Source organism: Herminiimonas arsenitoxidans, assembly GCF_900130075.1.
GTDB lineage: Bacteria > Pseudomonadota > Gammaproteobacteria > Burkholderiales > Burkholderiaceae_D > Oxalicibacterium > Oxalicibacterium arsenitoxidans.
Window position 1 is genome coordinate 3676288 of sequence record NZ_LT671418.1, and the last position, 11588, is coordinate 3687875.

The following is an 11588-nucleotide window of genomic DNA, read 5'->3' on the forward strand; positions in this document are numbered from 1 at the left end:
TCTTTTGCGATACAAATCAACTGTATTAATGCGATGCGATCTTTGCGGCAGACATTGCATGGACCTCATGCATGAATTGCTGAGGCGATACAGGTCTTCCCATCCAATAGCCTTGCAGCGTGTCGCAACCCAAGGAAGTCAGAAAATCCTGTTGCATATCAGTTTCAATTCCTTCCGCGACTATACGTAAATTCAGCGCATGTCCCAGAGCGATGATTGCAGCAACAATAGCCGCATCGTTAGTTCCATGTGACAGTTCGCGTATAAAACCACGATCAATTTTCAGCTCACTGGCCGGCATGCGTTTTAGGTAGAGCAAGCTGGAGTAACCAGAGCCAAAATCATCGATCGAAATTTCCACACCTAATTGCGCCAGGCTTTTTAATACCAGCAAACTAGTCTCGACGTTATACATCGCAGTCGATTCAGTTACTTCCAGAATCAGGCAGTTCGCCGGCAGACGATTCCTCGTGAGCGTTGCCGCGACTAATTCGACCAGGCTGTCTTGACGGAACTGGATCGCTGATACATTGACCGCCATCTTCCAGGTCGAGTAACCGGCGTCATGCCATACACGCATTTGTCTGCATGCTTCATTCAGAACCCATTCTCCGATGGGGACTATTAATCCTGTTTTTTCCGCAATGGGAATAAAGTCATCAGGCTCAATGATTCCGCGTGTTGGATGCTTCCAGCGCAACAAGGCTTCAGCTCCTGCAACTGCGCCATCAACTGCGTGAAACTTTGCCTGGTAATCCAAATAGAATTCACCACGCTTCAATGCATTACGTAGATCTTGAATGAACTGGAGTTGATTGTGCGCGTTGGTATTCATCGATGTTTCGAAGAAGCGATAACTCGCACGGCCAGTATTTTTGGCGTGGTACATCGCTGCATCGGCATTGACTAACAAGTCATGATCCGTGACGCCGTCCTCAGGAAATATGGCAACGCCGATACTGCTGGAGATACAAAAATCATAGCCGTTTATTTGAAAAGGCTGATTGATGATGTTGACCAGTTTATTGGCGACGGGAGCCGCATCTTCCGGATCAATAATGTCGATCAAAACCACAAACTCGTCACCGCCCAAACGAGCCACCGTATCTTGCTCGCGTAGACTGTTGCGGATACGCGCTGCGACTTCGATCAGTAGCAAATCACCGGTGTGGTGGCCGAGCGAATCATTGATGGTTTTAAAGTCGTCCAGATCAATGAACATGATTGCGAATCGGCTTTTTTCACGGGTAGCGTCCGCCAGCATTTGCTTCAGTCTATCTTCCAGAAAACCACGATTTGCCAGCTTCGTTAAATTGTCATGCAGCGTTTGTTGCGTTAATTTTGAGTTTGCATCAGCGAGTGAGCGGGCGAGTTTTGCTGTTTGCGACTCTAATCTTGCATCCAGAACGGATGTTAGTAATGCGAGTATCAGAATGGCCAGCGTAGCACCAGTGACTATGATAGTTAGTCGGCTCGACTCAATACCATCGGCCGCTGCGGTACAAATGCTACCAATTGGAAAGTTGGCTGCAGCCATCCCTGTGTAATGCATACCAACAATCGCACCGCCCAGCACGATGGAAGCCAGTGCTCTGAATATCTTCGTATGACGCGTGTCTTTGCGCAGCTTGAATGCGATCCACAGTGCTACACCTGATGCAAGGATGGCGATCGCAATAGAAGCGATAAATAGAAAGATGTCATATTCAATAGCGGGACTCATGCGTAATGCAGCCATGCCTGTGTAGTGCATGGCGGCGATAGCGAAGCCCATAATCACGGCGCTAACGACTAGGTGAGTGATAGGAAGCTGAGGTCGATTGATTTGCCAAAGAGCAAATCCAGACGCGAGCACGGCAATGATTAAAGATAAGACTGAAATCTTAAAATCGTAGCTCAGTGGTATTGGTAGTTGAAACGCCAGCATGCCTATGAAATGCATGGACCAGATTCCGACTCCCATCGCGATCGCTCCGACAGTCAGCCAGCCAAAGATGTTTTTGCCGCGGAGAGAGTTGATCCTGCCGGCTAGATTCAGTGCCGTGTAAGACGCCAGAATGGCGACCAGGAAAGAGAGAAATACCAATGACGAGTTATAACTGGCACTTAGCATGACGTACCTCATTCAATAAGGCAGAACATTGCGCAATTACACAGTGGCGGTATTTCTCCAGTCATACGGCTAGCAATCAGCCGAAAACGTGAATTTGTTAAAACACCTTATATTTACTGTTGATTCTCGTCAATAAAATTAACAAATTTCTGACATGCCCTTTAGTGTCAGAGGGCATTTGTGTATGTATTTTTCAGAATGAATTTAATGCGTCTCCCATAAATATGAGAGGCGTAGCGCACGAGACTATCTACGAGCGGTATGAATTAGTCGCAAACAAACTGGCATTGCGGCCCACTACGACCAACCGATTTTCCGCTCGGACATTGCTTGATGTCCATGGTGCACATTGTTACATTCGAACCCGATGATGGTTCTGGCGCTGCTTGTTTAACTGGCGTGCTGCTGCATGCAGTCACTGCCAATAAAGCGAATAGAGTAGCCATATTTTTTAGAAAATTCATGATCTTTGTCTCCAAGTGATGGGCACGAAGGAAAAACGATACTCTCGCTTTTGGATTAACGATGCAACAATTGCTGACGATGTTCTTAGAATAAAACCAGAACGACAGAGCCCGCCACGATCAAGCCAGCGCCCAATGCGGTGGCCCAAGTCAGTTTCTCTCCAAGAAAAATCACTGCCAGCAGAATCGCGAGTGCGACGCTTAATTTATCGATAGGTGCGACTTTGCTGACAGGGCCTAATTGCAACGCGCGGTAATAACACAACCATGACAAACCAGTGGCGATGCCGGACAGAATCAGGAAGAGCCAACTGCGCGTGCTGATCGTATCCGGGTATTGCCATTCGCCGCGCAGCGAAATGATGAGGCAGCACACGCCGAGAATGACGATAGTGCGTATGAAAGTCGCCAGATCTGAATTCAGCCCGGTTACGCCCAGCTTGCCGAAGATCGCGGTCAGTGCTGCGAAAAAGGCGGATGCCAGTGCGTACGCAATCCAGTTTGACTGTAGGTTCATGAATTCGCTATTCAGTTAATTTGGCTGCTTGCGTGCATGCAACCAGCTAAACACGGCCGGCATGATGGACAGGATGACGATGCCGATCACTATCAAGGTCAAATTCTGGTTGACCCAAGGAATGGTGCCGAAGATATGTCCCGCTGCGACCAGCAAACCGACCCAAATAATTGCGCCGGTGACATTGTAGAAGAAGAATATACGTGGCGGCATGGCACCGAGTGCAGCGACGAAAGGTGCCAGTGTGCGGACGATGGGAACGAAGCGGGCCAGGATGATGGTCTTGCCACCGTGTCGTTCAAAGAAGGCGTGCGTGCGAGCAATATGTTCTTCCTTGACGAAAGGTATGCGATGCGTATCGATAGCCTTTTCCCTGACGATAGTACCTATCGTAAAGTTGAGTGCATCACCGATGATGGCGGCGCTGCTCAGCAGCACAAACAGTATCCACGGATCGAATAAACCTTTTGCTGCGAGTGCACCGGCAACAAACAGCAATGAATCTCCTGGCAGGAAAGGCATGACGATCACGCCGGTTTCTACAAAGATTACCAGGAACAAAATCAGATAGATCCATGCGCCGTGCAGCGCCACCAGTTCGGCAAGGTGGGCATCCAGATGGAGAAACCAGTTGAGCGCCAGATCGATGATTGTTTGCATATCTATTCTTTATAAATGTGGATCAAGCTCGAAGTGAGCTGTAAATACATGCCGACGCCAGCCAAAGGCGATGACGTCTTGCTATCTCAGGCGTGATTATGCCTTGATGCCGGCAACAGGCGCTTTGCGGCAAGATTAAATATTTTTCATATTCGCCGTGCCTAGCGAGCACTTCAGTTGACCAGAGTCGAACTAAAACGTTTCATTTTGGCAGCTTGATGCCTTGGTATGGGCGGATGAGGTGTGAAGAACGACATTTGAACAAGGTATTTTCTCGAATAGAGATGAAACGAGTTCTACTTGCTCGGGGGGGGAGATGTGATGTGGGCGGGATTGCAGAGCGGAAAAACTAGCTAGTTTTTCCGCTCCATGGTTTTACCAGCGATAAGTTGCGGTCAATTTTGCTGTACGCGGATTACCGTAGATGCAGCGTGTTTCGTCATAGCAGCCGGAAATGTATTCCTTGTCCAGCAGATTGGTGACATTGAAGGCATAGCGCCAGCGGCCATAATCGTAATGCATGGCAGCATCGAGCACGGTGTAGGAAGGAATGCTCAGCGAATTATCCGATGCGCCAAAGCTGGAGCCTACATAACGCACACCTGTTGCGACGCTCAAGCCGCCGCCGAATGTGTAGTCAGCCCAGAGTGATGCAATCTGTTTTGGTACCGGAATGCTGACCGGCCAATGCCCGAGACTGTCGTTGTCTGCTTTCACATTGCGCACATCCTGATTGGTATAAGACGCAATGACTTTGAGGCGCTTGCTGACTTGCGCCAATGCTTCCAGCTCGATGCCGCGTGAGCGTATTTCACCGGTTTGTTTCCATGCAAAAGTACTGGCCCAATTCATGACATTCGTTTGATTGACCTGGAAAACAGCAGCAGTGATAAAGCTTTGCGAACCTGCAGGCTGGTATTTGACACCCATTTCAATCTGCTTGCCTTTGGACGGTTTGAACTGCTTGCCGTTTTCATCCAGACCATATCCTGTTTGTGGTGCGAATGAAGTGGCGTAGCTGATGTAAGGAGCCAAACCATTGCTGGCTAGATACACGAGACCGGCTCGGCCTGTGGTCGCGCTATCTTTCTGTGAGTCTGATGTACCACCGATAATGTCATGAGTATCTGTTTTTGATTGGTCGTGTCGCGCATTCAGCGTCAGTACCCAACGATCATTAAATTTCATTTGATCTTGTACATAGACACCAATCTGTTGCAAACGCTCTTTGACCTGTGATGGATTGTTAAAGTCAGACAGATTAATTGGTGTGTAAACCGGGTTGTACAGATTCAGTGGCGAGGTGTGTATGTAATTCTCATCCTTCGTTGAATTTTGAAGCTGGAAATCCAAACCAACCAAAACCTTGTGTGCCACATTGCCAGCGACAAAATCGGCCTGCAACTGGTTATCCATTGCCCAGCGGTCGTATTGGAATTTGGCGATTTCCGCATCGCGGTTAATAGTCGTTAATGAACCAGGCTGGAAACCAACCCCATAGACCATATTGTTATCGAGACTGAGATTGGAGTAGCTCAGGTTTTGGCGAAACTTCCACGTATCGTTGAAGCGATGCTCGACTTCATAGCCGAGTGAGTACTGTTTCTTTTCATACTTCACAAAACTCTGGTCGCCGGTATACACATTGCGCGGAATGCGACCATTGGGATTGGGCAATATGGTACCCACGGCCGGATAGAAATTGTCATCCGGTGCGCTGATATCGTCGCGCAGATAGCTGGCGAATACGGTCACGCTGGTATCGCTGTTAGGCCGCCAGGAAAAAGACGGTGCCAACATCTGGCGTTTGTCGGTGCCCGGATTGTCGTGAATATTCTGTTGTTTGACCAGTCCGGTTAAACGATAGGAAAACTCACCGTTGTCATCAATCGGGCCGCTGAGATCTATTCCAGTCTGTACTCTGGCATCAGTGCCGTATTGCATTTGAACTTCGCGATAAGGTTGTGTTGTAGGTCGCTTGCTCACCATATTGATGACACCGCCCGGGTCGCCTTGGCCATACAGAACGGAAGCAGGGCCACGCATGACTTCTACACGTTCCAACTGATAGGGGTCGATCATCCAACTGGCCAAATTGATGGTGCTTGGCAGTTGCAAGCCATCTTTGTACATGGTCGGAAATAAGCCGCGTATCGCGGTGTACCAGTCGGAACGATTGTTCGCGCCGTAGGAAGAAACGCCAGGGGTATAACGCAAGGCTTCGTTGACGGATTGCACGCCTTGATCTTCCATGCGGTCGCGCGTGACGACAGAAATTGATTGCGGGATTTCAATCAAGGCCGTATCGGTTTTGGCACCTGTTGCGCTGCGTTTGGCAACATAACCCTTGACTGGGCCGTTGGCGGTTTCTTGTTCAAGATTGCCGACGACGCTGACAGCCGGCAGGGTCGTGTCTTGCGTCAAAGGCTTGCGTTGCAGACGATAACCGCCATTCGCGCCATGGATGGCTTCCAGTTGATGTGCGGTGAGCAGGGCTTGCAATGCACCTTGCACTGAATAGCTTCCTTGCAGGCCGGGACTGCGCAAGTCGCGTGTCAGATCGGGATCGATGGCAACCATGACACCCGCTTCGCGGCCGAAGCGACCAAGCACTTGATCCAGCGAGCCGGCCGGGATGTTGTATAGACGTGCGGCGGTGCTGCTTGTTGTATCTGGCGTCGCGTTCTGTGCGTAGACAGGGATGAGAGTCGTGGTGCTGACGAGCAGCAGGCTGCACAGTGCGAGTCGTGCCGCGTAAGCGACTGGTTTCAAGGTCGGCGGCGTGTCACCACATAAATCGATGGCCGACGGTGAGCGGTAAGGCATGGTGTTTCCTTTCTGTACATGGTCCTGGAAGTAAGGTGCTGCTTGTGTTTGCAGCGTTCTTATTCCTGTTGATGCACGAGTTCGGGAAATCTGCCTGCCATTTGAAAAATATTTTTGCCTTGCATACGCGTACTTGCATGTATGCATATCGAGGTCACGTTTGTCCTGCAGCCTCTACGGTAGTCCAGTAGCGTGTTCGTGTGCGGATTTGTACTGGCAGGATTTCGCTCAATAAGCCAAGTACGGCATCCACATCGTGTAGCGGGAAGGAGCCGCTGACGAGCAGATCGGCGACCTTGGATTCGCAGCGCAAGATGCCTTTGCGATAGCGCGCCAGTTCTGCAATGAAGTCAGTCAAGCGCATGCGTTCAACTACCAGCATGCCGTCTATCCATGCTGTCAGCGCGTTATCTAGTGCGTATGGCGGTAACACAGCGATGGCGGTAAAGCGTGTTTGTTGTCCAGCATTGACGCGTACTGGTGTATCGCCGCTGGCGGCGGTGACGTCAACCGCACCTTCCAGCACGGCGACGGCAGTAGCTGCCGAGCGATTGGCAACATCGTGCGCGACAGTGAAGCGCGTGCCGATAGGATGAATGCGACCATTTGCGGTGGCGACTTCAAACGGTCTGCCTGCAGCATCGTGCGCAGTGGTGACCATGATCTCTCCGCTGTGCAGGATGATCTGTCGCAGCACGCCGTCAAAATGTACGTCGATAGCGGTGGCTGTATTGAGCAGTACTTGCGTACCATCGGCCAGTACGATGTTGCGTTGTTCACCAGTAGCCGAGTGATGATCGGCAGCCAGCGTGTGCCATATTGCTTGTTCGCGCGCGATCATCACACTGCCGCTGATGACGCCGAAGCCCAGCAGTGATTTCAATACCATACGGCGTGTATTGCCATCAGCGCTACGTAATACCGAACGCAGGAGCGGTGGCGCGACGCCGCTGCCACCATTGCGCACATCCTGTCCTAGTGTGGTCAAACGTTGCCATGCACGTTCATGTTCACGATTCGCGCTACGCCATGCGATACAAGCGCGTTTATCCACTTCATTGCTGGTACCAGATTGCAGAGTCACCAGCCAGACGATGGCTTGCTTGACGATGGCAGGATCGATCTGTGCATCGTTATCGGGAGCGAATAAAGGGCGGGATGACATCGTGAAAATATTCTTTATTACGTCGCGTAGACAGCCGCATAGCAATGCTGAAAAGCTCTGATCATGGATTTCTGCACGGCGTTAACCGACATGTCGAATTGCGCACCGATTTCTGCATAACTCAATCCATCCAATTGTGAGAGCAAAAAGATATCGCGTACACGCGGCGACAAACCATCAAGCACACGACTGACGGCGGTCAGTGCTTCCACGACTAGCATGCGGGTTTCCGGCGAGGGTGAAGTTTCTTCCGGCAGCGCGGCCAATGCATCCAGATACGCACGCTCCAGTGCCAGCCGACGAAAATATTGCGCCATCAATCGTGTGGCGACGGTGGTGAGGTAGGCACGTGGTTCGCGTATCGATGCGGTATCGCGTGCCGTTAGTATGCGAGTGAAAGTGTCTTGCGCCAGATCGTCGGCATTGTCGATATTGCCTAATTTGCGGCGCAATAAGCTGACCAGCCAACTATGGTGATGGCTATATAGATCAGAGACAAAATTGGAATGAACTGCTGTCGCCACAAAAAAAACTCCAGACGTATGCCGACTATAGCGGCAAGCTGGCTGGCGACCGATGATGGGGCACTGGCTTGCTTATTTGAGAATGATTCTCATTATTTCATTTGAGGATTGTAGGCGTCAATCTTTGCATGGTGCTGTGTTGCGCGCGGTGGACAAAGGGAGGGTGTTTGTCTCTGAATATTCATTCAGGTAAAACGCGGGCGAAAAAAAGCCTGCATCCGTGAAGAAGCAGGCTTGAGGGGTGTTCGCCACTAACCTATAGTGGAGAGTGGCAAACGAGGCATATCTTGCATCGCTAAAGTGACGGCACGATGACATCCCGTGTTCTGATCAAACTGTTTAGCGATGTTTTCATTGCGTCTTGTATGCGGTGTTTTATTGCGAGTGTGCAGCCGGCATGACTTTCGCCCATGGTGCTGCGACATCATGACGTCGCTCGAACTGCTCTATCTCCGGTAATAACTGCATGGTTGCACCGACCATATCCAGACCTTCGATAATCATCTTCTTGTGACGTGCGGCCAGAGTGAACGGGAAGATGTGCGTGGCGCTGCTCAGTGTCATCGCATGCAGATCGATCTTCAGATGAGTTTTGCCTTGTTCGATGTCCGATAAGAGCGCTGCGATTTTTTCCTGTTCCAGCACGATCAGCAAGAGACGATTGTTGAGTGCATTGCCGAAGAAAATTTCGCCATAACTTGGCGCCACGATGGCTTCTATGCCAAGTTGTTGCAAACCCCATACCGCATGCTCACGGCTGGAGCCGCAGCCAAAGTTGGGGCCGCCGATCAGGAAGGTGCTTGCACTGAAGGCTGGCTGATTCAGGACGAAATCTTCTTTCGGACTGCCATCAGGATGAAAGCGCAGGTCGTATAGAACACCTTTGCTCAAGCCAGCCTTGTCGATGATGCGCAAGAATTGCTTGGGCATGATTTGATCGGTATCGAGATTGTCGATCAACAGCGGTGCGGCAACGCCTTCTATCAATGTTTTATCAGACATGGTTATTCTCCAATTCGCGTACGTCCGAGATGCAACCTGTAATGGCGGCAGCAGCAGCCATCGCCGGGCTCATCAGATGGGTACGGCCATCGCGCCCCTGACGTCCTTCAAAATTACGGTTGGTGGTTGATGCACAACGCTCACCAGGACTGAGTACGTCATCGTTCATCGCCAGGCACATAGAGCAACCCGGTTGTCGCCATTCAAAACCGGCGTCGATAAAGATATCCGCCAAGCCTTCCTGTTCTGCCTGGCGACGTACTGTGCCGGAACCCGGCACGATCATCGCGCGCACGCTGGATGCGACATGCTTGCCTTTGACGATGGCTGCGGCGGTACGCAAATCTTCGATACGTCCGTTGGTGCATGAGCCGATGAAGACGCGATCTATCGGCAAGCCGATAAGCGATGCGCCGGCGGATAGCGCCATGTATTGCAGCGCGTTGCGTGTGGATTGATCTTCCTGTGTATTTGGAATAGCACCGTTGATAGGAATCGCTTGATCAGGGCTGGTGCCCCAAGTCACATACGGTGCGACTTCGTCAGCAAGGAAGTGATGTTCAGTCTCAAACGATGCTGCAGCGTCAGAATAAAGTTCAGCCCAATCCGTCATCGCTTTGGAGAATTCTGCGTCGCTGAGTTCAGGCGCATGAGTCTTGATGTAAGAGAAGGTTGTTGCATCCGGTTGTATCAGTGCTGCGCGTGCGCCAGCTTCAACTGCCATATTGCACAGTGTCATACGTGCTTCTGCCGACAGCGCTTCTATTGTCGTGCCGCAGAATTCAACCGCGTAGCCACGCGCACCTTGCGCGCCTATGCGGCTGATGATGAGCAAGACCAAATCCTTGACTGATGTGCCGACAGGTAACTGACCATCAACGCGTATGCGCATATTGTCGGCAAGTCGATACACCAGTGTTTGCGTCGCGAGGATGTGCTCGACTTCAGAAGTGCCGATGCCGAAACCCAATGCACCCAAAGCGCCGTAGGTTGTCGTGTGGCTGTCGCCGCACAGCACTACCATGCCCGGACGTACCCAACCATGTTCAGGCGCAATGATGTGTTCGATGCCTTGTTCCGCATCATTCGTGTCCAGCAAGGTGATGCCGAATTCTGTGCAATTTTTTTTGAGGTTGGTCGCTTGCAGTGCAGAAGGCGGATCGAAGATCACACGCTGTCCCACATTTACTGGATGCGTCGGAATGATGTGAGAGACAACCGCCAGTTGCTGATGTGGCCGCAAGACGGTACGACCTTTTTCACGCAGTCCCGCAAAAGCTTGCGGGCTGGTGTATTCATTCATGATGTGCAGGTCGACATAGAGCAAAACATGCTGCTCATCCAGTTTGCTGACTGTATGCGAGTCCACTAGTTTTTGATAAAGCGTGCGCGATGACATGAGAATTTCCAGTGGTAATCAGTTGGCGAGGAAGGGCAGAACTTCGTCCAGCAAGAGCTGTGGCTCATCTTCCGGTATGTAGTGACCACAATCGAGTGCATGACCGCGCACGTCGCTAGCAAGGAGCTGCCATTCTTCCAGCGGTTTGAAGCATTGTTCGATCACGCCATGTGCGCCCCACAAAGCGAGCATAGGACATTGAATCTTGTTGCCATCAGCCAGATCCTTGCGCTCATGATCCAGATCGATAGTGGCGCTGGCGCGATAGTCTTCGCATATGCCATGTATGGTCGCAGGGTCACGCAGACAGCGCAGGTATTCAGCGTAGGCTTCTGGCGTGAATGGCTTCATGCCGGCGCTGCGGCCAGCGATGGTGTGCTTCAGGTATTCCTCTGGATGCGAGTTGACCAGCGTTTCCGGGAAAGGAGTCGGACGTGTCAGGAAGAACCAGTGGTAGTAAGCGGTGGCAAATGCACGATTGGCTTTTTCATACATCGCCAGTGTCGGTGCGACATCGAGCACGACCAGTTTGGTGATAATTTCAGGATGATCGAGTGCCATGCGATATGCAACGCGGCCGCCGCGATCATGTGCCATCAGCAGAAACTGGTCGAAACCTAGTTTTGCCATCAGCGCAATCTGATCTTCGCCCATTACGCGTTTGGAGTAATTGCTGTGATCTGGCAAGCCGACAGGTTTGTCACTATCGCCGTAACCGCGCAGATCGCTCGCAATGACGGTGAAATGCTGGGCTAATGTTTCCGCAACCTTGTGCCAAATGACGTGCGTTTGTGGATGGCCGTGCAGCAAAAGTAGGGCAGGGCCGCTGCCGCCTTTTACATAGGCGATCTTGACGCCGTTCACTTCTGCTGTTTGTCGTTCGAATCCTGGAAACATGTCTTGCTCCTTTATTGACCC

General features: G+C 51.2%; 10 protein-coding genes. All 10 read right to left on the bottom strand.

Going from position 1 to position 11588, the window contains the following annotated elements; all coding sequences use genetic code 11:
- Nucleotides 1-25 precede the first annotated feature (25 nt).
- The gene (locus tag BQ6873_RS17390; protein WP_076593784.1) at nucleotides 26-2113 is read right to left on the bottom strand and encodes a putative bifunctional diguanylate cyclase/phosphodiesterase; all 2088 of its coding nucleotides are present in this window, start codon (nucleotides 2111-2113) and stop codon (nucleotides 26-28) included.
- Nucleotides 2114-2379: 266 nt separating this feature from the next.
- Nucleotides 2380-2577: a hypothetical protein gene (locus BQ6873_RS18085; protein WP_157889188.1), complete on the bottom strand. Its 198-nt coding sequence runs from the start codon at nucleotides 2575-2577 to the stop codon at nucleotides 2380-2382.
- Nucleotides 2578-2662: 85 nt separating this feature from the next.
- Nucleotides 2663-3094, bottom strand: coding sequence for an EamA family transporter (locus BQ6873_RS17395; protein ID WP_076593785.1), 432 nt, complete (start codon nucleotides 3092-3094; stop codon nucleotides 2663-2665).
- 15 nt (nucleotides 3095-3109) lie between these two features.
- Complete coding sequence (locus BQ6873_RS17400; protein ID WP_197685183.1) at nucleotides 3110-3754, bottom strand: DedA family protein; 645 nt, start codon at nucleotides 3752-3754, stop codon at nucleotides 3110-3112.
- Nucleotides 3755-4129: 375 nt separating this feature from the next.
- Nucleotides 4130-6580, bottom strand: a complete 2451-nt coding sequence (locus BQ6873_RS17405; protein WP_083664507.1) for a TonB-dependent siderophore receptor — start codon at nucleotides 6578-6580, stop codon at nucleotides 4130-4132.
- 154 nt (nucleotides 6581-6734) lie between these two features.
- Nucleotides 6735-7745, bottom strand: coding sequence for a FecR domain-containing protein (locus BQ6873_RS17410; protein WP_076593786.1), 1011 nt, complete (start codon nucleotides 7743-7745; stop codon nucleotides 6735-6737).
- 17 nt (nucleotides 7746-7762) lie between these two features.
- The gene (locus BQ6873_RS17415; protein WP_076593787.1) at nucleotides 7763-8269 is read right to left on the bottom strand and encodes a sigma-70 family RNA polymerase sigma factor; all 507 of its coding nucleotides are present in this window, start codon (nucleotides 8267-8269) and stop codon (nucleotides 7763-7765) included.
- A gap of 375 nt (nucleotides 8270-8644) precedes the next feature.
- Entirely contained in the window at nucleotides 8645-9271 is a 627-nt protein-coding gene (leuD, locus tag BQ6873_RS17420; protein ID WP_076593788.1) for a 3-isopropylmalate dehydratase small subunit, read from the bottom strand.
- Nucleotides 9264-10670 carry a 3-isopropylmalate dehydratase large subunit gene (gene leuC, locus BQ6873_RS17425; RefSeq protein ID WP_076593789.1) on the bottom strand — a complete coding sequence of 469 codons (1407 nt, stop codon included), beginning with the start codon at nucleotides 10668-10670 and terminating at the stop codon, nucleotides 9264-9266. Before leuC ends, leuD begins: the two co-directional genes overlap by 8 nt.
- An 18-nt stretch (nucleotides 10671-10688) precedes the next feature.
- Nucleotides 10689-11567: an alpha/beta fold hydrolase gene (locus BQ6873_RS17430; RefSeq protein WP_076593790.1), complete on the bottom strand. Its 879-nt coding sequence runs from the start codon at nucleotides 11565-11567 to the stop codon at nucleotides 10689-10691.
- Nucleotides 11568-11588 lie beyond the last annotated feature (21 nt).